We start from the raw sequence: 23,032 nt of genomic DNA, 5'->3' as shown, positions 1-23,032 counted from the left end.
CTACCTCCTCAGCAGCTTGCGGGCGATGATGTTGCCGAGCAGCTGCACCAGCTGCACGATCACGATGATGAGCAGTACGGCGGCCCAGGTCACCCACGGGTTGAACTGCCGGTACCCGTACTGGAGCGCGAGGTTGCCGAGTCCGCCTCCGCCGATGACCCCGGCCATCGCGGTCATGTCGACGACGGCGATGAAGGCGAACGTGTAGCCCAGCACGACCGGGCCGAGCCCTTCCGGGATCAGGACGGTGAGGATGGTCCGAAGCGGCCCGGCGCCCATCGCTCGCGAGGCCTCGATGACGCCGGGCGGAACGGTGAGCAGATTCTGCTCGACCAGACGGGCGATGCCGAAGGTGGCTGCGAAGGTGAGCACGAAGATCAGTGCCCGATCGCCGATGCCCGTTCCGACGACCACGCGGGCCAGCGGCTGAATCGCGGCGATCAGGATGACGAACGGGATCGGGCGGAAGAAGTTCACCAGGAAGTTGAGCACGACGTACACGCCGCGGTTCTGCAGCACGCCGCCCTGACGCGTCACGGTGAGCAGCACGCCCAGCACGAGCCCGAGAGCTCCGCCGAGCCCCATCGCGATGACGACGTACGTGAGCGTCTGCACCGTCGCCTCGAGGAACTTGCCGTTCGAGAGCAGTTCGATGAGATTGTCCATCAGACGAGCACCTCCAGTTCCGTCTCCTGCGCGAGCGCTGCGATGGCGTGCTCGACCTTGAGGTCGTCGCCGATGAGCTCCAGCGTGAGCTTGCCGAAGCTTCGGCCGCCGACGTCGGTGATGCCGCCGTGCACGATGCTCACGCCGACACCGCGCTCGGCGAGGGTGCGGAACACGACGGGCTGATCCACATCGCCGTCTCGGAACGTGAGCGACACGAGCCTGCCGCGATGGCGCTCTCGAAGCTCGTCGAGGCGCTCCGCCCGCGGCTCGGTCGGCAGCGCGGTCGCGACGAATCGCCTCGTGGTCTGCGATTGCGGATCGGAGAACACGTCGAACACGTCGCCCTGCTCGACCGCACGGCCGGAGTCCATCACGGTCACGCGGTCGGCGATCTCGCGCACGACCTCCATCTCGTGCGTGATCAGGATGATGGTGATGCCGAATTCGGCGTTCACCCGCTTCAGCAGTGCGAGCACCTCGCGCGAGGTCTGCGGGTCGAGCGCGCTCGTGGCCTCATCGGCGAGCAGCACGCCCGGGTTGGTCGCAAGCGCGCGAGCGATGCCGACGCGCTGCTTCTGGCCGCCGGAGAGCTGGTCGGTGTAGGCGCCGCTCTTCTCGGCCAGTCCGACGAAATCGAGCAGTTCGGCCACGCGGCGCTTGCGCTCGGCCGCGGGCACACCGGCCACCACCAGCGGATACTCGACGTTCTTCGCGACCTTCTTCGCATGGAAGAGATTGAACTGCTGGAAGATCATGCCGATCCGGCCGCGCACCGAGCGGAGCTTCGATTCGGGAAGCGCGGTGATCTCGTCGTCGCCGACGAGGATCCGACCGTCGGTGGCCTGCTCGAGCCCGTTGACGAGCCGCAGCAGCGTGCTCTTGCCCGCACCGGAGTAGCCGATGATGGCGTGGATCTCGCCGGACCCGACGTCGATCGTCACATCGTCGACGGCGACGACGGGCGCGGCGTTCGCCCCTCGGCCCGGGTAGCGCTTGGACACGCCGATCATCTGGACGCGGGTCATCGCGTCTCCTTTCGGGTCTCACAGCAACGGGGCGCTCGGAAAACCGAACGCCCCGATCCTATGCGGAATCAGCGAGTCTAATCAGCCCTTGCTCTCGGCGATCTGCGCCTCGGCGTCTTCCTGAATCTCCTGCAGCTCCGTCACGGGGGTGTCGAGCAGGATCGCGGAATCGCCGGAGTTCTCGGCGACGCCCGCCTGCACCTCATCGTTGGTCTGGTAGATCTCGACCAGCTTCGCGAAGGTCTCGTTGTCGGCGTCGTCGGCCCGTGCAGCGAAGATGTTGATGAAGTACTTCGCACCCTCATCGCTCGGATCGTCCTGGTAGAGAGCCTCGGAGAACTCGAGCCCGGCATCGGTCACGAAGTCGTTGTTGACGACGGCGGCATCGACATCGGCCAGCGAGGTCGCGGTGAACGACGCGTCCATCTCGGTGACCTCGACCTTCGACTTCGCCGCGTCGACGTCGTCGGGGGTCGAGAACAGGGTGCCGCCGTCGGAGAGCTCGATGAGCTCCGCCGCGTGCAGCACGTTCAGCGCACGGGCGCGGTTGCTCGGATCCGACGGGATCGCGACGGTGCCGCCCTCGGGAATGTCTTCGAGCGCGTCGTGCTTCGTCGAGAAGACGCCGAGCGGGTAGATGGCGGTCGCGCCCACCGACACCAGGTCGTCGTCGTTCGAGACGTTGTAGTCGGCGAGGTACTGGATGTGCTGGAACTGGTTCAGATCGAGCTCGCCCTCGGCGAGAGCCGGGTTCGGCTGGTTGTAATCGGTGAAGTCGACCAGTTCGACGGTGATGCCCTCGTCGGCGGCCGCATCGGTGAACGTCTGCCAGTACGGGTCGCTCGCGCCGACGACGCCGATGCGCACCGTCTCGGAGCCTTCGCCGGAGCCCTCCGCACTGTCGGAAGCTCCGGTGGAGCAGCCCGCGAGCACGGTGGCGGCGGCGAGTGCGCAGGCGGTGAGAGAGGCGGCGAGGGTGCCGCGCTTCGTGAACGTCATAGTGGTCCTCAATGTCGGGATTGGGGATGCGGGTCGGTCGCCCGCGGGGTCGCACTCCAGCATGTGCGACGGGCGGTGCCGCCCGAAATCCGTCTGTCACACGGCGTCATGCGCGCGGCGGGCGCATCCGCAATGCGCCCGTGGGATACTGGTGGTGAGACGTCGAACGTCTCCGGCGGGCAGGCCGATCCCTCGTGTACACCTCAGGAAGGAACCCTCCGTTCACATGAACCAGCGTGCTGACGATCACCTCGAAGCGTGGAAGTCGAAGCAGGAGCTCGCGGAGCGCATGATCCCGCTCATCGGCCAGCTCTACCGCGACCACGACGTCGTCATGTCGGTGCACGGGCGCAGCCTCGTCGGCCGCTCCCCCATCGACATCATCCGCGCCCACAGCTTCGCGCGGAAGATCGACGACGTCGAGTTGCCGCTCGGCGAGACATCGGCGATCGTCTCCGCGCTTGCGCGCATTCAGCCCGGTCCCGCGTCGGTCGACCTCGCTCTGCTCGCCAAGGCGTTCCGCGACTCCAGCAGCGATGATCTCGACGCATACCTGCGTGAGGCGCTTCCGGCTGCGGACGCGGCGACGCCCGGGCGCGGCACCGATGTCGTGCTCTACGGCTTCGGTCGTATCGGCCGCCTGCTGGCGCGCATCATCATCGAGCACACGGGCAGCGGCAACGGTCTGAACCTCCGCGCGATCGTGGTGCGACGCGGGGCGGACAACGACCTCGAGAAGCGCGCGAACCTGCTGAAGCGCGATTCGGTGCACGGTCCGTTCAACGGCACCATCAAGGTGCTCGAGGACGAGAACGTGATCCTCGCGAACGGCGTGCGCATCCAGGTGATCTACTCCGACGATCCCGCGAACGTCGACTACGGCCGGTACGGCATCGAGAACGCGATCCTCGCCGACAACACCGGCCGGTGGCGCGACGCCGAGGGGCTTGCGCAGCACCTGCAGAACCCGGGCATCTCCCGCGTGCTACTCACCGCTCCCGGCAAGGGCGAGCTCCTGAACGTGGTCTACGGAGTGAATCACGATGCCATCACCGACGACCAGCAGATTCTCAGCGCCGCTTCGTGCACGACGAACGCCATCACGCCGGTGCTGAAGGTGCTCAACGATCGATTCGGCGTCACGCGCGGGCACGTCGAGACGGTGCACTCGTACACCAACGACCAGAACCTGACCGACAACTTCCACAAGGGCGCCCGCCGCGGCCGCTCGGCTGCGCTCAACATGGTTCTCGCGGAGACCGGCGCTGCCAAGGCGGTCGCCAAGGCGCTCCCCGAGTTCGCCGGAAAGCTCACGGGCAACGCGATTCGCGTGCCCACGCCCGACGTCTCGATGGCCGTGCTCAACCTGCAGCTCGATCGCGAGACCACGCGCGAAGAGATCAACGCGACGCTCGAGGAGGTGTCGCTGACCGGCGCCCTGCGCACGCAGATCGACTACGTCGAATCGGATGAGATCGTCTCCACCGACTTCGTCGGCTCGAACCGCGCCGGAATCGTCGACGGACTCGCGACCATCGCTACCGGAGACAGCGCGGTCGTCTACGTCTGGTACGACAACGAGTACGGCTACAGCTGCCAGGTCGTGCGCATCATCGAGCACCTCGCCGGCGGGCACCCCGCCCATCTTCCGGCGCTCGCGGGCTGAGGCGCCGGCGGCTCTGCTCACTCGAGCATCAACGGAGAGAAAGGACAGATCATGTCTGAGAAGTACCTCATTGGAGTAGATGGGTCCGAGCAGAGCAGGGTCGCCCTCGCCTGGGGCCTCGCCCGAGCCACGGAGCGCGGTGCCTCCGTCGAGCTCATCCACGTGGCCGACGACTCGTTCCTCTCGGAGAGCGTCGCCTTCCTCTCCGAAGCGCAGCAGGCCTCGGAGCAGATGCTGCAGGCAGAGATGGCGTACGCTCGCGAGCTCGGGTTCGCCGGGGGTATCACCGGGTCGGCCGTCGTCGGGCATCCGATCGCCGAGATCGAGTCCGCCTCGAAGCGCGCCGACCTGGTGGTGCTCGGCGCGCACCAGGGCGGCCGCTTCTCGGGATCGTTCTTCGGCACTCGTGCGGTGAAGGTCGCAGCGACGTCGCACTGCCCCGTCGCCGTGATTCCGCAGGTCGAAGCACGACCGAACGCGCCTGTGGTCGTCGGCGTCGACGGCTCCGACGCTTCGAAGCGGGCGATCGCCTTCGCCGCCGAGCAGGCGTCGCTGCGCGAGGTACCCCTCGTAGCGGTCTACGCTTGGATGCCGCCGCTCACACCGGGGCTCGAGTACCTGTGGAGCGAGGAGCTCGTGGAGTCGCAGCGGGCCGCCGCGGAGGAGGCGATCGCGATCGGCGTCGCCGGTATCGCACACCGCTACCCCGACCTCGAAGTACGTCGAGAGATCGTGCAGTCCTCCCCGGTCGCCGCACTCGTGCAGGCCGCCGAGCACGCGGAACTGCTCGTCGTGGGCAGTCGCGGTCGCGGAGGGATCTCGCGCCTGCTCCTCGGCTCCGTGAGCCACGGAGTTCTACAGGCGCTTCCCTGCCCCGTCGTCGTCACACGCGGATGATCCTTCCAACCCGAACAGGAGCTCTCGTATGAGCGAACCCCGAATCGAACGAGTCATTACGCGGGGCACCATTCTCGTCGATCGGGGCGGCGCCGAGCCCGAGGCGGTTCCGATCGAGAACAACGTCTGGATCGTGGGCGACGACGAGCAGGTCGTCGTGATCGACGCGAGTCACGACGCCTCGGCGATCGCGGCCGCGGTCGGCGATCGCGACACCCTCGGCATTCTTCTCACGCACGGTCACAACGATCACGTGAACGCCGCCGTCGAGCTCGCCAGCCGACTCGACGCGCTGATCCACCTGCACCCCGACGATCTGTTCATCTGGCGCGACACCTACGACGAGAATCTGCCCGACATCGAACTCGCGCACGGCGGCTCCTTCATGGTCGCGGGGGTCGAGCTGGCGACGCTGCACACCCCTGGCCACACGCCCGGATCGGTGTGCTTCGCAGCGCCGTCGCTCGGCACGGTCTTCACCGGAGACACCCTGTTCCAGGGCGGTCCCGGTGCGACGCGCTGGGACTACTCGAGCTTCCCGCAGATCATCGAGTCGATCCGCACGCGGCTGTTCCCGCTGTCGGGAGAGACCGACGCGCTTCCCGGTCACGGCGCGAACACGACCATCGCCGCGGAGCTCCCCGCTCTCGACAGCTGGATCGCGCGCGGCTGGTGAAGGTCTCCCTCACTCCCCTGCAACGCGGCTTCGCGCTCTTCGCACTCGCGCTCGGCGGCTTCGGCATCGGCGTGACGGAGTTCGCCACGATGGGCTTTCTGCCGGAGATCGCGCGCGACCTGCTCCCCGGCTTCGCCGCGTCTCCGGACACCGTGATCGCCCAGGCCGGCTGGCTCATCACTGCCTACGCGCTCGGCGTCGTGGTGGGTGCTCCGACCTTCGCAGTGCTCGCGGCTCGCATGTCGCAGACGAAGCTCGCCTTCCTGCTGCTCGGCCTGTTCATCCTCGGCACGATCGCGTCGGTGTTCATGCCCACATTCGGTGCACTGGCCGTAGCGCGTTTCATCGCGGCACTGCCCCACGGCGCGTACTTCGGCGTCGCGTCGCTTCTCGCCGCGCGCATCATGGGCCCGGGAATGCAGGGACGCGGCATCGCGCTCGCGCTCTCAGGTCTCACGGTCGCGAACGTCGTGGGTGTGCCGATCGCGACGTGGATCGGCCAGGTCGCCGGATGGCGCTGGTCGTACGTGCTCGTCGCCGTCATCTTCACGGCGACGCTGCTGCTCTGCCTCGCCTTCCTCCCGCGCTTCCCCGGCAACCCTGCCCGCAGCGCCCTGCTCGAACTCTCGGCGCTCCGCAATTATCGACTCTGGATCATGATCGGCGTCGGCGCGATCGGTTTCGGCGGCTTCTTCGCCGTCTACTCGTACATCGCCGAAGTGACCACGCGCTCCGCCGGGCTCCCGGAATCCACGGTGCCGTGGGTGCTCGCCGGGCTGGGGCTCGGCATGACCATCGGCAATTTGGCCGGCGGGTGGGCCAGCGACAAGGATCTCACCCGCACCATCGTCTTCGGCTTCAGCTCGTTCATCGCCGTGCTCATCGCCTACGCCCTGCTCGCCTGGACACCGGTCGGGCTCATCGCCACCACGTTCCTGCTCGGCGTGACATCGTCGATCCTCATGCCGTCCATCCAGTCCCGCCTGATTCGCGTATCGGGCGAGGCGGCGCTCTTCGGAGCCGCGATCAATCATGCCGCGTTCAACGTCGGCAACAGCCTGGGCGCGTGGCTCGGCGGGCTCGCCATTGCGGGCGGCTTCGGCTACCTGGCGCCCGGGTGGGTCGGCGTCGCACTCGGAGTCATCGGCATGGCCCTCGCGCTCAGCGGCATCGCCGTCGAGCGTCGTGACAAAGCGCGCAACCTCGATACCGTGGGCATCGCGGTTCCCCGCTAGCGCGTCGGTTCCGGCGGCGTTCCGTTCCCGAACGGCTCTCCGCCGAGTCGCTCGCGCCCGTGCGGCGTCCGCCAGTTCGCGAGGTCCGGCCCGAGGGGCACGATCCGCGTCGGATTGATGTCGGCGTGCGTCGCGTAGTAGTGCTGCTTGATCTGGATGAAGTCGATCGTGTCGCCGAAGCCGGGCGTCTGATAAAGATCTCGGGCGTACCCCCACAGATGCTCCATCTCACTCAGCTTGTTCCGGTTCGCCTTGAAATGGCCGTGGTACACGGGATCGAAGCGGGCGAGCGTCGTGAAGAGGCGCACATCGGCTTCGGTGATCGCGTCGCCCATCAGGAACCTCCGCGTCGCGAGACGCTCCTCGAGCCAGTCCATCGCGGCCCAGAGCCGCTCGTACGCGGCCTCGTACGCCTCCTGGCTTCCGGCGAACCCGCACCGGTACACACCGTTGTTCACCTCGGTGAAGATGCGTTCGATCACCGGCCACATCTCGTCGAGCTGATCGCTCGGCAGCAGATCGGGAGCGCCGGCGCGATGGAACTCGCGCCACTCCGTCGAGAAGTCGAGCGTGATCTGCGGGTAGTCGTTCGTCACGACACCACCTGACGGCACGTCGACGATCGCGGGCACGGTGATCCCACGCGGATACCCCGGGAACCGGGTGAAGTAGTTCTCCTGCAACCGCTCGGTGCCGAGCACCGGGTCGCGGCCGTCGGGGTCGAGATCGAAGGTCCAGGATCGCGCGTCGTGCACCGGGCCCGGCTGCCCCAGCGAGATGACGTCCTCGAGACCGAGCAGCCGCCGAACGATGAGCGTGCGATTCGCCCACGGGCAGGCGGCCGCCGCGATGAGCCGGTAGCGTCCCGGCTCCACCGGCCAGGCCTCCGCTCCTTCGGAGAGCCCGAAGCCGAGCGACCCGACCTTCGACTCCGGCGGCGCGGGCAGCGCTCGAACTGCAGCGGGGTCGGCGACGATGCGATCCTCGATGTACTGGGTATCGCGCTCGAACGCGCCGCCGGTCACATAGCTGCCCATGGATGTTTCAGACGTTTCGGTCATCGGTTCTCCTCTGATCGGTCGGATCTCCGCTCGCGGAGATCGCGTCTCGTGATGTCGATGCTACGCGTGATCGGCGGCGGGCAGCGTGTGGAATCGACGATCCACGTACACCATGGGATCGGCGGCTTCGCCGAAGACGGCTCCCAGTACCTCGGCGACGACGACCACCGACGACCCCACGCCCAGCGTGTGCAGCGGCCGGCACCGCAATGCCACCCGGGAGGCCGGCAGGTAGGGCTCCCCCGTCTCGAGGAAGGCCCAGCCCTGCTCAGCGGTGAAGCGCTCGGCGCCGGAGACCGCGAATGCCTGAGCCACGTCCGCGTGACGGGAGTCGAGCAGGTGCACGAGGTGCGTGTCGGCGCCCAGCACGCCACCCGCGCTCCCGGTCGCGCGCGTGACGGAGAAGGCGAGCGCCGGCGGATCGATGCCGACCGAGGCGACGCTGGACGCGGTCAGCCCGACCGGCCCGTCATCAGTCATCGCCGTGATGAGCGCGACCCCGGCAGGGTGCTCCCTGAACGCCTGTTTCAGAGCGTCTGCGCCGGTCACCCCGCTCGCGTCGAACCCCACCGCTGCATTCTCCGGAGCCGAACTCATGCGCACCGTGCCTTTCCTGAACTCAACGGGACGCAGACACGCCCCGACATCGAATCCAACGTATCGTGCTGTCCGTTCATTCCGTCATGCGCCTGGCATAGGCTGTCGGCATGCAGCTTCGCGACATCCCTTTCACCACGATCGACGGAGAGCCGGCCTCGCTCGCCGATTACGCCGACCGCGTCGTACTCGTCGTCAACGTCGCCTCCAAGTGCGGGCTCACCCCGCAGTACGAGAAGCTCGAAGCGCTGCAGCGGCAGTACGAGGAGCGCGGATTCACGGTGCTCGGCTTCCCGTGCAACCAGTTCATGGGTCAGGAGCCCGGCGACGGCGAGGAGATCAAGACCTTCTGCTCGACTTCGTACGGCGTGACATTCCCGCTCATGGAGAAGGTCAAGGTGAACGGGCGGCGCAAGCACCCGCTGTACGAGCAGCTCCGCGAGGTGCCCGATGCGGACGGGAAGTCGGGTCGGGTGAAGTGGAACTTCGAGAAGTTCCTCGTCGCGCCCGACGGATCAGTGGCTCGGTTTCGTCCGACGGTCGAGCCCGACGACCCGGCCATCGTCGACGCGATCGAAGCGGCGCTGCCACGGTAGGTGCTGAGAGTGGGCCCGGAGGGACTCGAACCCCCGACCCTCTCGGTGTAAACGAGATGCTCTAACCAACTGAGCTACAGGCCCCTCGCCGCGATGCGGCATCCATAGCTTAGAGGAAACGAAGACGGTCCGAGAAATCGGCGCGAGTCACTGCACCGCCAGCGCGCTGAGCGCCTCCCGATAGGCTTCGAGTGAACGGGCCTCGCCGGGATCCGACACGAAGGACGCGGCGATCCGTCCGTCCTGCGCGATGACGACGGTGGCGCGTGCAGCAGCACCGGTGCGCTCGATGAACGCGTCGTATGCCCGGGCGACGTCGCCGTGCGGCCAGAAATCGGAGAGGATCGGAAAGTCGAAGCGATCCTGATCCGACCATGCGCGCAACGTCCATTCCGAATCGACCGTGACGCCCAGCAGGCGCACCGAGCACTCCTCGAAGAGGCTCAGGTGCCCGGAGAGTTCGCCGAACTCCATCGTGCAGATTCGCGAGAAGGCGAAGGGCACGAAGACGAGCACTACCGGGCCGTCCTGCAGCAGTTCGCTGAGCACGATCTCGGCGCCGTACTGATCCGACAGGGTGAAATCGGGAGCTGCGTGCCCCGCAGCGAGCACCATGCGGCCTCCTCATCCGGGGCGCATCGCCCGCTCGTACAGCACTGCGAACCACCCTAGCGGCGCTCGGCATCACCTGCGGTTTGTACTGAAATGACACAGGACGCGCGGCGGCTGGGTGATCCTTCGTACAAATTCGATAGTGTGGAGTCACACCCGCGAATCCAGCGGGCGCCTTTCGTGCAGCGCGCCGACGCACCAACCAGCGGTTCTGGCTCCTGCACGCCTCATGGTGAATGGAGCACAATCTTGGCTGTCAACACGCAGGATCCCTACGCACGCGGAAATGAAGATCAGGATCCGCAGGAGACCGCCGAATGGCGCGAGTCCCTCGACGCGGTCGTAGAAGAGCGCGGCGCCGGGCGCGGCCGCGAGATCATGACGAGCCTGCTCGATCGCTCCCGCCAGCTGCACCTGAATGTGCCGCAGGTGCCGACCACGGATTACGTCAACACGATCGCCTCGAACGACGAACCCGACTTCCCGGGCAACGAGGAGCTCGAGCGCAAGTACCGTTCCTGGATCCGTTGGAACGCGGCGATGACGGTGCACCGCGCGCAGGCTCCGGGTATCGGCGTCGGCGGGCACATCTCGTCGTACGCGTCCGCAGCCTCGCTCTACGAGGTTGGCTTCAACCACTTCTTCCGCGGGCAGGATCACCCGGGCGGCGGCGACCAGATCTTCGCGCAGGGCCACGCCTCCCCCGGCATGTATGCGCGCGCCTTCCTCGAGGGGCGTCTCACGGCGGATCAGCTCGACGGATTCCGCCAGGAGAAGTCGCACGCCGGCGGCGGCCTCCCGAGCTACCCGCATCCTCGCCTCGCCCCGGACTTCTGGCAGTTCCCCACCGTTTCGATGGGTCTCGGCCCGATCAACGCGATCTACCAGGCGCAGCTCAACAAGTACCTCACCAACCGCGGCATCAAGGACGCCTCCGATCAGCACGTATGGGCGTTCCTCGGCGACGGCGAGATGGACGAGGTCGAGAGCCGCGGGCAGCTGCAGGTCGCCGCGAACGAGGGCCTCGACAACCTCACCTTCGTGATCAACTGCAACCTGCAGCGCCTCGACGGCCCGGTCCGCGGCAACGGCAAGATCATCCAGGAGCTCGAGAGCTTCTTCCGCGGCGCAGGCTGGAACGTCATCAAGGTCATCTGGGGTCGCGAGTGGGACGACCTGCTCGAGCGCGATGTCGACGGCGCACTGCTCAACATCATGAACACGACGCCCGACGGCGACTACCAGACGTACAAGGCCGAGAACGGCGCGTACATCCGCAACCACTTCTTCGGCAAGGACGAGCGCGCCATGCACCTCGTCGACGACTACAGCGATGACCAGATCTGGCAGCTGCGCCGAGGCGGTCACGACTACCGCAAGGTCTACGCGGCGTACGCCGCTGCTCTGGCGCACAAGGGGCGCCCCACCGTCATCCTCGCGAAGACCGTCAAGGGGTACGGCCTCGGCCCGCACTTCGAGGGCCGCAACGCGACGCACCAGATGAAGAAGATGACGCTGGACGACATCAAGACGTTCCGCGACACGATGCGCATTCCGATCTCCGACGCGCAGCTCGAAGCCGACCCGTACCGCCCGCCGTACTACTTCCCGGGCAACGACGACGAGGCGATCCAGTACATCCACGAGCGCCGCCGCGCGCTGGGCGGCTATCTGCCCGAGCGCCGCACGAAGCACACGGAGCTCGCACTGCCCGAGAAGAAGACCTACGCCATCGCGGCGAAGGGATCGGGCACGCAGGAAGCGGCGACGACCATGGTCTTCGTGCGCCTGCTCAAGGACCTCATGCGCGACAAGACCTTCGGTCCGCGCATCGTGCCGATCATCCCCGACGAGGCTCGCACCTTCGGCATGGACTCGTACTTCCCGACCTCGAAGATCTACAACCCGAACGGGCAGAACTACGTCTCCGTCGACCGCGAGCTGCTGCTCGCCTACAAGGAGAGCCCGCAGGGCGTGCTGCTGCACGTCGGCATCAACGAGGCCGGCGCTGCCGCGGCCTTCACCGCCGTCGGCACCTCGTACTCCACTCAGGGCGAACCTCTCATCCCCGTCTACATCTTCTACTCGATGTTCGGGTTCCAGCGCACGGGCGATGCGTTCTGGGCCGCCGGCGACCAGATGGCGCGAGGGTTCGTGATCGGCGCCACCGCCGGCCGCACGACGCTGACGGGCGAGGGCCTGCAGCACGCCGACGGCCACTCCATCGCCCTTGCAGCGACCAACCCCGCGGTCGTCTCGTACGACGCGGCGTACGGCTACGAGCTCGGGCACATCGTGCGCTCCGGCATCGAGCGGATGTACGGCGGAGAGCACCCGGATCCGAACGTCATGTACTACCTGACCGTCTACAACGAGCCCATCGTGCACCCGGCGGAGCCTGAGAACGTCGACGTCGAGGGCATCGTCCGAGGCATTCACAAGGTGCGGCCCGCCGAGGGCGGCACTCACCACGCGCAGATCCTCGCCTCGGGCGTGGCGGTGCCGTGGGCGCTCCAGGCGCAGAAGCTCCTCGAGCGCGACTGGGATGTCGCGGCCGACGTGTGGAGCGTCACGAGCTGGACGGAGCTCGGCCGCGATGGCGTCGCAGCGGAGGATCACAACTTCCGCAACTTCGGCGAGGAGCCGCGCGTGCCGTACCTCACCGAGAAGCTGCAGGGGTCGGAGGGCCCCGTGGTCGCGGTGAGCGACTGGGCGACCCAGGTGCCGGAGCAGATCCGCGCGTTCGTGCCGGGAGACTACTCGGTGCTCGGCGCCGACGGCTTCGGGTTCTCCGACACGCGTGCAGCGGCGCGTCGCTACTTCGGCATCGACCGCGAGTCGGTCGTCGTGAAGGTGCTGCAGCGTCTGGCGCTGCAGGGCAAGATCGACGCCGATGTACCGCGCCGCGCCGCCGAGCAGTACCGACTCGGAGACGTGAACGCCGGTTCGACGGGCGGCGCGGGCGGGGAGTCCTGAGCGGAGGCCGGATGCAGGCGGAACCCACGTCCATGGATCGCACGAAATCGCAGGAGCTCGCGTGGCTCCGGACGATCACCGGGGAGCTGTCGACTCGAACCATCACGCGGCTCGACGACACGCTCCCCTGGTACGGGAACATGCCGCCGAGCCGTCGCTCGGCGATCGGCCTCGTCGCGCAGACCGGCATCAGCTCGTTCATCCAGTGGTACGAGGATCCCTCTTCGACGCCCTGGATCGCGTCTGACGTCTTCAGCGCTGCGCCCCGCGAACTCCTGCGCTCCATCAGCCTTCAGGAGACGCTGCAGCTGATTCGCGTGGTTGTGTCGGTCGTGGAGGATCGCGTGGCGCCGAAGAGCGAAGCGCTTCGAGAAGCCGTGCTCCACTACTCGCGCGACGTGGCGTTCGCCGCTGCAGACGTCTACGCTCGGGCTGCGGAAGCGCGCGGCCTCTGGGATGCGCGACTGGAGGCTCTCGTCGTCGACTCGATTCTGACCGGCGAGAGCGACGACGAGCTGCCGAGCAGGATCGCGGCACTCGGATGGCACGGCGACGGCGAGGCCGCGGTACTCGTCGGCACGGCGGAACGCTACGTCGACGTCGATCAGCTCCGGCGATCGGCGCGCCACGCGGGCGCCGACGTGCTGATCGGGCTGCAGGGCACGCGCCTCGTGCTGGTACTCGGGCGCCTCGAGACCCCGTCTGCAGAGCACGGCGCGGGCGGCGCGTCCGAGCCCCTGAGCTTCCTCGAGATCGCTCAGCGACTCGCAGACGGGTTCTCCGACGGTCCGCTCGTGCTCGGCCCGACCGTCGAGAACCTGGTGGATGCCTCGCGGAGCGCGCGAGCCGCTCTCGCCGGCGTGGCCGTGGCGCGCTCGTGGCGACATGCCCCCAGACCGGTACCCGCCGATGATCTGCTGCCCGAACGCGCGCTGGCGGGTGACGGACTCGCACGACGTACGCTGATCGAGCAGATCTATGAGCCGCTCTCGGCGCACTCGGGCGAACTGCTCGAGACGCTCTGGTGCTATCTCGACAACGGACGGTCGCTCGAGGCGACCGCGCGTGAGCTCTTCGTGCATCCGAACACCGTGCGGTACCGCCTGAAGAAGGTATCCGACGTCATCGGATGGAATGCCACGGGGGCGAGAGAAGCCCTGATCCTGCAATCCGCGCTCATCGCGGGGTCGATCGCGCAGCACGGAAGGCGCTCGACGCCCCCGAAGCGCGAGGGCGCACGCTGAAGGTCCGCCAATCGGGCGAGGCTCGTGCTCCACTGACGGGGTTCCACAAAGAATCCCGCAAAGTGTGGTCGAAAATATGCAGGCCCTTCGCCCTCGATCTGAGAAACTGGAACACGTGATTGTCATCGCCTGCCCTGGACAGGGCTCCCAGACCCCTGGTTTCCTCGCCCCCTGGCTCGAGCTGCCCGGCGCCCGCGACTTCCTCGGCGAAGCTTCGGAGCACGCGGGAATCGATCTCGTCATGCACGGAACGCAGAGCGACGCCGACACCATTCGCGATACCGCGATCGCTCAACCGCTCATCGTGGCCGCGAGTCTGCTCGCGTGGCGCGAGCTGTCGGCCCGCGTCTCCATCGCGGACGCCGGAATCGCCGGCCACTCGGTGGGAGAGTTCGCAGCCGCGGCGGCGGCGGGTGTGCTGACCGAGGCCGAAGCGCTTCGTCTCGTCGCCGTGCGCGGTCGGGCGATGGCCGAAGCCGCGGCTCGAGCCGATACGGGCATGGCAGCGGTCGTGGGAGGCGTCGAGGGCGACGTGCTCGCGAAGATCGACCAGCACGGTCTCACCCCCGCCAACCGCAACGGCGGCGGGCAGATCGTCGCGGCTGGAAGTCGCGAGGCACTGGACGCGCTGACTGCCGACGCCCCGCGCGGGGCCCGCGTCATCGCGCTCCAGGTCGCGGGCGCGTTCCACACCGACGCGATGTCCTCCGCCATCCCCGTGCTGCGCGAAGCCGCGGAAGGCGTGACGCCTACCGATCCTCGTCATCCGCTCTGGACGAACTCCGACGGCTCGCTGGTCACCGACGGCGGGCGCTTCGTCGACCTCCTCGTGTCCCAGATCGCGAACCCCGTGCGGTGGGATGCGTGCATGGCCGGGTTCGAGGAGTCCGGCATCAGCGGTCTCGTCGAGCTCGCGCCGGCGGGCGCCCTGACCGGCATCGCGAAGCGCGCGCTCAAGGGCACGCCGGCTGTCGCGATCAAGACCCTAGAAGACCTCGACGCGGCCGTGGCGCTCATCACCGGCCCGGCTGCCTGACCGAAACGGAACCGTGCACATGCCTGCTCTCGTGCAGCCCTCGGGCCCTGCTCACACCCGCATTCTCTCGATCGGCGCCGCGCGCGGCGACCTCGACGTGCCGAACGACGACCTCATCGGACCGATCGATTCCTCCGACGAGTGGATCCGCCAGCGCACGGGTATCGTGCAGCGGCGTCGCGCGAGTCGCTCGATCGGCGCCGTCGACCTAGCGGTCGAGGCCGCCGAGTCGGCGATCCAAAAGTCCGGCCTCGACCGTGCTGACATCGACGGCGTGATCATCGCGACCATCTCGAATGTCGCAGTCACTCCCTCGATGGCGTCGCTCGCCGCCCACCGTCTCGGGCTCACGCCTGCTGCAGCGTTCGACATCTCCGCCGCTTGCGCCGGGTACGTCTACGGCGTGGCCCAGGCCGACGCCCTCGTGCGTTCGGGCGTGTGCCGCAACGTGCTCGTGATCGGCGCGGAGAAGCTCTCCGACATCGTCGATCCGACGGACCGCAGCATCTCGTTCCTTCTGGCGGACGGAGCCGGAGCGGTGGTCGTCGGGCCGAGCGACCACACGGGGATCGGCCCCACCGTCTGGGGCTCCGACGGCGAGAAGTGGGACGCGATCCGAGTGACGTCCACCTTCGAGGAGTACCGCAACAATCCGGGCGAAGTCGCCTGGCCGACCCTTCGCCAGGACGGCCAGACCGTCTTCCGCTGGGCGGTCTGGGAGATGGCGAAGGTGGCCCGCGAGACGCTCGAAGCGTCGGGCATCGAGGCCTCCGACCTCGCCGCCTTCATTCCGCATCAGGCGAACATGCGCATTGTGGACGAATTCGCGAAGCAGCTGAAGCTCCCGGAGTCCGTCGCGATCGCCCGCGACATCGAGATGCAGGGCAACACCTCAGCCGCATCGATCCCGCTGGCGCTCCACGCGCTGCTCGAGGAACGGCCCGAACTGTCGGGCGGCCTGGCGCTGACGATCGGCTTCGGCGCGGGCCTCGTCTACGGCGCTCAGGTCATCGAGATCCCCTGAGTCGACACGCGACACACGCGCGTCGAACTCGCGCGCAGCAGCACGCGACATACACTTTTCACCGACCGAAACCCCGATCAAGGAGAAACACACAATGGCATTCAGCAATGAAGAGGTCCTCGCAGGTCTTGCAGAGCTCGTCAACGACGAGACCGGCATCGCGGCGGACGTCGTGGCGCTCGACAAGTCCTTCACCGACGACCTCGACATCGACTCCATCTCGATGATGACCATCGTCGTCAACGCAGAGGAGAAGTTCGACGTCAAGATCCCCGACGAGGAAGTCAAGAACCTCAAGACCGTCGGCGACGCCGTCGACTTCATCGTGAAGGCACAGGCCTAAGCACGCGGTATCGAGCGAAGCGCGGCGGTCAACGGAAGCTATCACCCCATCCGGGTTCCGCCGCGCTCGCTCCTCCCCCGACTCTCCCTCGACTTCAGCCCCTCTCAGAACGCGGAGCACGAACAACATGACGAAGAAGATTGTCGTTACCGGCATCGGAGCGTCCTCGCCCATCGGCGGCACGGCGCCCGAGAGCTGGCGAGCCCTCCTCGCCGGCGAATCCGGAGTTCGCACGCTCGACAACGACTGGGTCGAGGAGTACGGCCTCGCGGTCGGGTTCGCCGGCACCGCGAAGGTCGATCCCGCCGAGGTGCTCGAGCGCCCCGTCGCGAAGCGACTCGATCCCTCGAGCCGCTTCGCCTTGGTAGCCGCACTCGAAGCCTGGGCCGACGCGGGAACCCCCGACGTGCAGCCCGAGCGTCTCGGCGTCGATTGGGCGACCGGCATCGGCGGACTCTGGACACTGCTCGACGCGTGGGACACCCTTCGCGAGAAGGGCCCGCGACGCGTCATGCCGCTGACGGTGCCCATGCTGATGCCGAACGCACCGGCCGCCGCAGTCTCGATGCACCTCGAAGCGCGCGCATTCGCCCGCACGGTTGCGTCGGCGTGCGCCTCCAGCACGGAATCGATCGCGAATGCCTTCGAGCACCTGCAGCTGGGACTGGCGGACGTCGTGATCGCGGGAGGCGCCGAAGCCGCGATCCACCCCATTACGCTCGCCTCCTTCAACTCGGCTCAGGCGCTGTCGAAGCGCAACGATTCGCCGGAGACCGCCTCCCGCCCGTACAACATCGACCGCGACGGCTTCGTCATGGGCGAGGGAGCGGGCGCTCTCGTACTCGAGACCGAAGAACACGCGCTCGCACGCGGAGCGAAGATCTACGCCGAGATCGCCGGTGGCGGCGTGACGGCGGATTCGTACCACATCACCGCGAACGATCCCAAGGGCAAGGGCGCGAGCCGCGCGGTCGAGCTCGCTCTATCGCAGGCAGGCGCTACGCCCGACGAGGTCACGCACATCAACGCGCACGCGACGTCGACTCCGGTCGGTGACATCGCGGAGTACACTGCCCTGCGCAACGTCTTCGGCGACCGCGTCACCGAGATCCCGGTCTCGGCGACGAAGGCCGCCACTGGTCACCTCCTGGGCGGAACCGGCGCACTCGAGGCGATCTTCACCGTGCTCGCCGTGCAGCACCGCACTGCTCCCCCGACGATCAATCTCGTATCGCAGGATCCCGAGATCCCGCTCACGGTGTCGAGCGAGCAGCAGTCGCTGGGCGACGGACCGCAGCTCGCGATCTCGAACTCGTTCGGGTTCGGCGGACACAACGCCGTGCTGGCGGTTCGCTCGTACGAGTAGGGGCCTCTCCGAGCGCTATCGACGTCTATGACCGGAGATGACAGCCTGCGGCCGCTCGTCGCGGCTCGCGCGGTACGGTAGAAGGATGAAGCCGTTCCTCCTCATCACGACGCGTGGAGAGGATGACGTCGCCGCGCATGAGCATGCGGCCTACTGCAGATTGACGGGTCTGCTGCCCGACGAGTTGGAGTGGATCCGTGCCGATCGTGCACCGATCGGAGGGCTCGACTTCACCCGGTACTCGGGCATCATTCTCGCGGGGAGTCCGTTCACAGTGAGCGAGCCCGAGGAGCGCAAATCTCCCACGGAGCGCCGTGTGGAACGAGAACTCAGCGCCCTATTGGACGAGGTCGTTCGCCGCGATTTCCCGTTTCTCGGGGTGTGCTACGGCGTCGGCACGATCGGGTCGCACCAGGGCGCCCGGGTCGACCGCACCTATGGCGAGCCGTCTCAGGCCGTGCGCATCAGCCTGACCGAGGCCGGGCGGTCGGACCCCCTGCTGCAGGAGCTCCCGGCCGCGTTCGACGCGTTCGTCGGTCACAAAGAGGCCATCAGCGACGTGCCCCCGAGCATCACGGTGCTCGCGAGTTCCCCGACCTGCCCGGTCCAGGCTTTTCGGGTCGGCGAGAACGTGTACGCCACGCAGTTCCATCCGGAGCTCGATACGGCGGCATTCACGGCGCGAGTGCGTTCGTACGCCGGGCACGGCTACTTCGATCCTTCGCAGGTCGATGCGATCATCGCCACGGCCGAGGCGGCGGACGTCCGGGCGTCGCATATGGTGCTCGGGCGTTTCGTCGAGGAGTACCTCGACTCGCACCGCGGCGACCGGGGGCCGGCTCCCGCCTCCGTGCAGCTTCCCCGCGCAAGCTGACGAGATGCAGAACGGGCGCGATCCCGATGGGGATCGCGCCCGTTCTGCAAGCCGCGCCAGCAGCGCCCGCGTCTTACTCGGCGAAGTGCGATGACAGGAACCAGCGGTCCTTGTCGAGCTGCTGCGCAATCGCGATGACGACATCCTGGCTCACGAGGTCGACGTCATCGAGCCCCTTCACTGCGGTGTACACCGTCGCGAGGGTGGCATCGAGCTGCGCGACGACCTCGCGCACCGTCACCTTGGACTGCTGGAAGCCGTCGCTCAGTTCAGGGGTCGTGGTGCGAGCGGCCACGGTCCCGATGCGCGCGTCGATCGGAAGGCCGAGGGCGACGATGCGCTCCGCGACCGTGTCCGCGGCATCCTGCGCATTGGAAACGACGGTGTCGAGGTACTCGTGCACCCCGATGAAGTTCTCACCACGCACGTGCCAGTGAGCCTGCTTGCCGTTCACGGCGAGCGCGACGAGGTCGTGCACGACGGGGGTCAGGTACTGCGCCACACCGGACGGGCGGTGCAGGTCGCCCTGAGCTGCGGGAACAGTGATCTGCTTAGTAGACATCGAGTGAATCCCTTTCGTTCGTGTGACTGAGTACCTTCACACTACGCCGATTTCTACGCCGCGCAAGGAAGGCAAGCCTGGCCAAACGCGAGACGAATTCCCAGATGACGCCCAGGAATATTACCTGGAGATGCGTCCGAGCAATTCCTCGGCGGATCGCCGGGGCCCGGTGAAGAACGGCGTCTCCTCGATGACATGGCGACGCGCCTCGGTGGCGCGCAGCTCCCGCATCAGATCGACGATGCGCACGAGATCATCGGCTTCGAAGGCGAGCAGCCACTCGTAATCACCGAGCGCGAACGATGCGACCGTGTTCGCGAGCACGTCGCCGTAGTCGCGCGCCGCCATGCCGTGCTCCCGCAGCAGCTTGCCGCGCTCCGCGTCGGGGAGCAAGTACCAGTCGCGCCCGCGTACGAACGGGTACACGCAGAGGTACTCCTTCGGCGCATCGCCCGCCAGGAAGGCGGGGACGTGGCCGCGATTGAACTCGGCCGCGCGGTGCACGCCGATGTTCGACCACACCGGAGACAGTCGACCGCCGCTCCATTCCCAGACCTCGCGATAGGCGCGCTGCAGGGCATCGGTGGTGGGCGCGTGCCACCACACGAGCAGGTCCGCGTCGGCGCGGAATCCCGATACGTCGTACCAGCCTCGCGTCTGCAGGCCCTCGATGCCGTCGAGCGCGGCGATGAGCTCGGATACATTCGCCGATGCTTCGCCGTTCGCCGCTCCGAGCCCGTTAGCGAGGCCCGATTCATGGGCTGCGTCGCGACGCTCCTTGAATACCGCGTACATCGTGAAGTTCGTCGCAGCGTTGATCTGCTCGGCGACGTGTCGATGGTTGACCCGCGGCCGCTCTTCCTCGTTCATGCAGCTTCCCTTTCTCGGTCGATCCCCGGAGGGGCGATGATGGTGCGCGTGCGGTGCCGAACTCAGGCCGCCGCAGGGTGCACCAGCACGCTACCATCTGGCGCCCTGTACATCTGATGTGCCGCGAGGTATGCGATCTCGCGATGGGAGGCTCGGGCGGCATGGACGGCATCCTGGTGGCCAGCGGACGTCCGATACCATGGTTTCAACATTCATCTCCTGGTTCTAGAGGTTCCGTATGACCACTCCCCTGCGTGGCTCGCAGAAGGCTCGCGACACCCTCGAATACTTGCGCGAGAAGATCTCTTCGAGCGCCTGGGCCGTCGGCGACTTGATACCGAAAGAGCCCGAACTCATGGAGCTCATCGGCGTCGGCAAGTCCACCGTGCGCGAGGCGGTTCGCTCGCTCGCGGCGTTCGGGATGCTCGAAACCGTTCCCGGGGTCGGAACCTTCGTGCGTTCGCGGACGCCGGTCAGCACACTGCTCACGGAGTTCCTCGCCGACCACGACCTCGAAGAGGTGCTGGTATACCGGCGATCGCTCGAGATCGAGGCAGCGCAGCACGCCGCCGTGCATCGGAGCGATGCTCAGCTCGAAGCGCTCCGGGCCGCAGCGCACCGCGATGAGCATGCGGAGCGCTACGAGGTGATCACCTGCGAGCAGAGCACGACTCCCGGCTCGTTCCATCTGCTCGTGGTCGAAGCGAGCGGCAGCAAGCTCCTTCTCGACCTCTATCTCGGTGTCATCTCGGTACTGCAGCGCGCGCGCACCCAGGGCCGAGTGATTCTGGGCACGACGATCGAGACGATGCATCTGGACCACGGCGCCGTGCTCCGCGCTATCGAAGCGCGCGACGTGCGGAGTGCCGCGCACTCCATGGCCCTGCACGTCGACCGCGACCTCGGTCTTCGCACCGACATGCTCGATTTCAGCCGACACACCGAGCGAGCCGCGTCGCTCATCGGCGCGGGGTACGATCCGGGCGAAGTCGCTGAACCCGCACCGTTGTACCCCGAGGCCGAGCCCGAGCCCGACACTGCGACCCCTGCGGCGCTCGAGGTCGATACTCGCCGCCGCTAGGATGGAACGGTTGCCCAGGGGGCGTTAGCTCAGTCGGTTAGAGCACTGGACTCATAATCCATCGGTCGCGGGTTCAAGTCCCGCACGCCCTACTCCTTCGGCTCCCACCGCACTCGCGGTGGGAGCCTTTCGCGCACTCTCGAGATGAGCCGGACGACGATCGTCATCGGTTTCGCCCATCAGAAAGCCGACACTCGTGTTGAGGATCCCCGCAGCGTCGGCAAGTTCGTCGACGTACCAGCGTGCCTGGCCGTGCATCTTCCGGCTGACCTGAGCTCGATCCTTACCGAGACGAACCGCAAAGCTAGAGATTGTAAGGCTGTTCCTCCACAAAAGAGCGGCGATGCGCTCCCCCATGATGTCCGAGGAGTGTGTTTTTGCGGCTGCAGCTGTCATATGTCCATTCTCCGCGCTATCGTGCTTCATTTCCATATATGCGACACATCCAGCCTGAAGTGTGACTATTACGCACATTTCGTGTTAGTGTCGTCGCATGCCCAACTCGAATGATGAAGCTGCTCGCGAACTGGAGCGGCTACGTGTCGACCGTGATCTGTCGCGGGCATGGATCGCTCGCCGGATTGGACGCAACGAAATGTGGGTGTCACGAAAGTTGACCGGCAAAGTGCCTCTCACTGTCGACGACTACAACTTGCTGCTCGCGGCTATCGAATCCGTAGCGCCAAAAGAACTGCTTTTCAAATAGACGAACCCCCGGTGCGCCAACACCAGGGGTTCGGTGACATCCCAGAAAGGAACATCGATTCGTGTCTCACCATAATGACACGGTCTCGCGCGCAGTTGAACTACTTAGCGGTCTTTCCCCAGCGCCCGAGATCTCAATTATCTCAGATCGACTCGCATCCGAAGCCGTAACCCTGGCGACTACCGAGAAACTCGATACCCTCGCTCGCAGGGTACTTACTCTCATCGAGTCCGAACACTTTCAATTGTTCTGCGCTATTGGCTTTGCGCACTTGCTCTTGGCATTAGGAATCAGCATCTCTCTGTCGTTATGGGCATTCGACGACGATTTCACGGAATCAGAGATGATGGGAAATTCTCCCGGTCGTGCGCTCAACGATCGAGGGGACGCAGTGCAGGGCATGACCTGCGACGCGAAAGTCCTCCTGTACGTGTTCTTTCCGATCGGTCTCGTCGCGCTCTGCCGATCGCTCTCGAGATCATCTCGTAAGTGACGGGAGTGTCATGAGCAACGTCTCGATCATCCGGCAGCGGATGCGGTTCGAGGATCAGTACGGCACCTACCGGAACTGGTGGGTGCGCGATCCACGAATCACTGGTCTCCCAGTCGCCCTGTTCTTGTACATGCAGTCCCACGCGGAGTACTTCGAGGTCACCCCTGCGACGGCCAAGCGCGATCTCGGGCTCACCGATTACGCCTGGCGGAACGCGAAGAACACGCTCCGTCGTTACGGGTTCTTCCTCGAGGTGCGTGACCGTTGGCCGGCCGGCTCTGCAGCGCCGATGATGCGCGACGGGGCTCCGATTCTCGATCGCAAGGGCCGCCCGCGATACACGGACAGGGTCTGCTGCACGTTTAGGTGACAGATTAGTCAGGCAGCGAGTGCGACCTGCTCGTTCATGATGGCCTCGTACTCG

At 66.7% G+C, this 23,032-nt stretch carries 24 protein-coding genes and 2 tRNA genes; 16 read left to right on the top strand and 10 right to left on the bottom strand.

The genetic code is table 11. The features are described 5' to 3' along the window. The 3 genes from PQI23_RS12115 to PQI23_RS12105 all read right to left on the bottom strand — a co-directional run bounded on the left by PQI23_RS12115 (position 1) and on the right by PQI23_RS12105 (position 2,693). Positions 1 to 666 (bottom strand): methionine ABC transporter permease, encoded by a 666-nt coding sequence (locus tag PQI23_RS12115; RefSeq protein ID WP_339974876.1) that lies wholly within the window; start codon positions 664 to 666, stop codon positions 1 to 3. Beyond that, entirely contained in the window at positions 666 to 1,694 is a 1,029-nt protein-coding gene (locus PQI23_RS12110) for a methionine ABC transporter ATP-binding protein (RefSeq protein ID WP_339974874.1), read from the bottom strand. The genes PQI23_RS12115 and PQI23_RS12110 overlap by 1 nt, the downstream gene beginning before the upstream one ends. 81 nt (positions 1,695 to 1,775) lie before the next feature. Continuing rightward, complete coding sequence (locus PQI23_RS12105; protein WP_339974872.1) at positions 1,776 to 2,693, bottom strand: MetQ/NlpA family ABC transporter substrate-binding protein; 918 nt, start codon at positions 2,691 to 2,693, stop codon at positions 1,776 to 1,778. Positions 2,694 to 2,919: 226 nt separating this feature from the next. Here PQI23_RS12105 and PQI23_RS12100 point away from each other — a divergent pair, with 226 nt between their 5' ends. From PQI23_RS12100 to PQI23_RS12085, 4 genes are read left to right on the top strand one after another with little or no spacing between them, the layout of a single operon-like run. Beyond that, positions 2,920 to 4,359 carry a glyceraldehyde-3-phosphate dehydrogenase gene (locus tag PQI23_RS12100; protein ID WP_339974870.1) on the top strand — a complete coding sequence of 480 codons (1,440 nt, stop codon included), beginning with the start codon at positions 2,920 to 2,922 and terminating at the stop codon, positions 4,357 to 4,359. Between the two features lie 51 nt (positions 4,360 to 4,410). Continuing rightward, the gene (locus tag PQI23_RS12095; RefSeq protein WP_339974868.1) at positions 4,411 to 5,256 is read left to right on the top strand and encodes a universal stress protein; all 846 of its coding nucleotides are present in this window, start codon (positions 4,411 to 4,413) and stop codon (positions 5,254 to 5,256) included. A 28-nt stretch (positions 5,257 to 5,284) separates the two neighbouring features. Continuing rightward, positions 5,285 to 5,932: an MBL fold metallo-hydrolase gene (locus PQI23_RS12090; RefSeq protein WP_339974866.1), complete on the top strand. Its 648-nt coding sequence runs from the start codon at positions 5,285 to 5,287 to the stop codon at positions 5,930 to 5,932. Beyond that, positions 5,929 to 7,167, top strand: coding sequence for an MFS transporter (locus PQI23_RS12085; protein WP_339974864.1), 1,239 nt, complete (start codon positions 5,929 to 5,931; stop codon positions 7,165 to 7,167). The genes PQI23_RS12090 and PQI23_RS12085 overlap by 4 nt, the downstream gene beginning before the upstream one ends. Here PQI23_RS12085 and PQI23_RS12080 read toward each other — a convergent pair. Beyond that, entirely contained in the window at positions 7,164 to 8,228 is a 1,065-nt protein-coding gene (locus tag PQI23_RS12080) for a glutathione S-transferase family protein (protein WP_339974862.1), read from the bottom strand. The two genes, PQI23_RS12085 and PQI23_RS12080, sit on opposite strands and share 4 nt — an antisense overlap. 60 nt (positions 8,229 to 8,288) lie before the next feature. After that, positions 8,289 to 8,825 (bottom strand): flavin reductase family protein, encoded by a 537-nt coding sequence (locus PQI23_RS12075; RefSeq protein ID WP_339974861.1) that lies wholly within the window; start codon positions 8,823 to 8,825, stop codon positions 8,289 to 8,291. Between the two features lie 110 nt (positions 8,826 to 8,935). Here PQI23_RS12075 and PQI23_RS12070 point away from each other — a divergent pair, with 110 nt between their 5' ends. Next, complete coding sequence (locus PQI23_RS12070) at positions 8,936 to 9,421, top strand: glutathione peroxidase (protein WP_339974859.1); 486 nt, start codon at positions 8,936 to 8,938, stop codon at positions 9,419 to 9,421. 10 nt (positions 9,422 to 9,431) lie between these two features. On the opposite strand, the gene PQI23_RS12065 is transcribed toward PQI23_RS12070, so the two are convergent. Then, a tRNA-Val gene (locus PQI23_RS12065) sits at positions 9,432 to 9,505 on the bottom strand. 63 nt (positions 9,506 to 9,568) lie between these two features. After that, positions 9,569 to 10,036: a peroxiredoxin gene (locus PQI23_RS12060; protein ID WP_339974858.1), complete on the bottom strand. Its 468-nt coding sequence runs from the start codon at positions 10,034 to 10,036 to the stop codon at positions 9,569 to 9,571. Between the two features lie 246 nt (positions 10,037 to 10,282). Between PQI23_RS12060 and aceE the strand changes: the two genes are divergently transcribed. The 7 genes from aceE (at position 10,283) to PQI23_RS12025 (ending at position 18,896) form a co-directional block, all read left to right on the top strand. Next, on the top strand, positions 10,283 to 13,009 hold the full coding sequence (aceE, locus tag PQI23_RS12055; RefSeq protein WP_339974856.1) for a pyruvate dehydrogenase (acetyl-transferring), homodimeric type: 2,727 nt from the start codon (positions 10,283 to 10,285) through the stop codon (positions 13,007 to 13,009). Between the two features lie 32 nt (positions 13,010 to 13,041). Next, on the top strand, positions 13,042 to 14,253 hold the full coding sequence (locus PQI23_RS12050) for a PucR family transcriptional regulator (protein WP_339974942.1): 1,212 nt from the start codon (positions 13,042 to 13,044) through the stop codon (positions 14,251 to 14,253). Between the two features lie 115 nt (positions 14,254 to 14,368). After that, on the top strand, positions 14,369 to 15,289 hold the full coding sequence (locus PQI23_RS12045) for an ACP S-malonyltransferase (RefSeq protein WP_339974854.1): 921 nt from the start codon (positions 14,369 to 14,371) through the stop codon (positions 15,287 to 15,289). Positions 15,290 to 15,308: 19 nt separating this feature from the next. Next, positions 15,309 to 16,313 (top strand): beta-ketoacyl-ACP synthase III, encoded by a 1,005-nt coding sequence (locus PQI23_RS12040; RefSeq protein ID WP_339974852.1) that lies wholly within the window; start codon positions 15,309 to 15,311, stop codon positions 16,311 to 16,313. 94 nt (positions 16,314 to 16,407) lie between these two features. Continuing rightward, positions 16,408 to 16,656 (top strand): acyl carrier protein, encoded by a 249-nt coding sequence (locus tag PQI23_RS12035; protein ID WP_010157098.1) that lies wholly within the window; start codon positions 16,408 to 16,410, stop codon positions 16,654 to 16,656. 127 nt (positions 16,657 to 16,783) lie between these two features. Beyond that, positions 16,784 to 18,022, top strand: coding sequence for a beta-ketoacyl-[acyl-carrier-protein] synthase family protein (locus tag PQI23_RS12030; protein ID WP_339974843.1), 1,239 nt, complete (start codon positions 16,784 to 16,786; stop codon positions 18,020 to 18,022). 85 nt (positions 18,023 to 18,107) lie between these two features. Then, a complete protein-coding gene (locus tag PQI23_RS12025; protein ID WP_339974841.1) occupies positions 18,108 to 18,896 on the top strand; it encodes a glutamine amidotransferase in 789 nt (262 codons plus the stop codon). A gap of 73 nt (positions 18,897 to 18,969) precedes the next feature. Here the strand turns inward: PQI23_RS12025 and PQI23_RS12020 are convergent, their stop codons facing one another. After that, entirely contained in the window at positions 18,970 to 19,458 is a 489-nt protein-coding gene (locus PQI23_RS12020) for a Dps family protein (protein ID WP_339974839.1), read from the bottom strand. A 120-nt stretch (positions 19,459 to 19,578) separates the two neighbouring features. Next, on the bottom strand, positions 19,579 to 20,328 hold the full coding sequence (gene hemQ / locus PQI23_RS12015) for a hydrogen peroxide-dependent heme synthase (protein WP_339974837.1): 750 nt from the start codon (positions 20,326 to 20,328) through the stop codon (positions 19,579 to 19,581). A 238-nt stretch (positions 20,329 to 20,566) separates the two neighbouring features. Here hemQ and PQI23_RS12010 point away from each other — a divergent pair, with 238 nt between their 5' ends. Both PQI23_RS12010 and PQI23_RS12005 read left to right on the top strand, forming a co-directional pair. Continuing rightward, positions 20,567 to 21,409, top strand: a complete 843-nt coding sequence (locus PQI23_RS12010; RefSeq protein ID WP_339974835.1) for a FadR/GntR family transcriptional regulator — start codon at positions 20,567 to 20,569, stop codon at positions 21,407 to 21,409. An 18-nt stretch (positions 21,410 to 21,427) separates the two neighbouring features. Then, positions 21,428 to 21,501 (top strand) — tRNA-Ile (locus PQI23_RS12005). On the opposite strand, the gene PQI23_RS13985 is transcribed toward PQI23_RS12005, so the two are convergent. Then, complete coding sequence (locus PQI23_RS13985; RefSeq protein ID WP_445238432.1) at positions 21,461 to 21,766, bottom strand: helix-turn-helix domain-containing protein; 306 nt, start codon at positions 21,764 to 21,766, stop codon at positions 21,461 to 21,463. The two genes, PQI23_RS12005 and PQI23_RS13985, sit on opposite strands and share 41 nt — an antisense overlap. Before the next feature lie 136 nt (positions 21,767 to 21,902). On the opposite strand from PQI23_RS13985, the gene PQI23_RS12000 reads away from it, so the two are divergent. Together PQI23_RS12000 and PQI23_RS11995 are read left to right on the top strand one after the other, a co-directional pair. Continuing rightward, positions 21,903 to 22,115 carry a helix-turn-helix domain-containing protein gene (locus PQI23_RS12000; RefSeq protein ID WP_339974833.1) on the top strand — a complete coding sequence of 71 codons (213 nt, stop codon included), beginning with the start codon at positions 21,903 to 21,905 and terminating at the stop codon, positions 22,113 to 22,115. Positions 22,116 to 22,618: 503 nt separating this feature from the next. After that, a complete protein-coding gene (locus PQI23_RS11995; RefSeq protein ID WP_339974831.1) occupies positions 22,619 to 22,978 on the top strand; it encodes a hypothetical protein in 360 nt (119 codons plus the stop codon). Positions 22,979 to 23,032: the final 54 nt, after the last annotated feature.

The organism is Leucobacter sp. USCH14 (genome assembly GCF_037619215.1).
GTDB lineage: Bacteria > Actinomycetota > Actinomycetes > Actinomycetales > Microbacteriaceae > Leucobacter.
The sequence above is the reverse complement of the archived record's forward strand: the minus strand, read 5'-3'. Positions and strand labels throughout refer to the sequence as shown.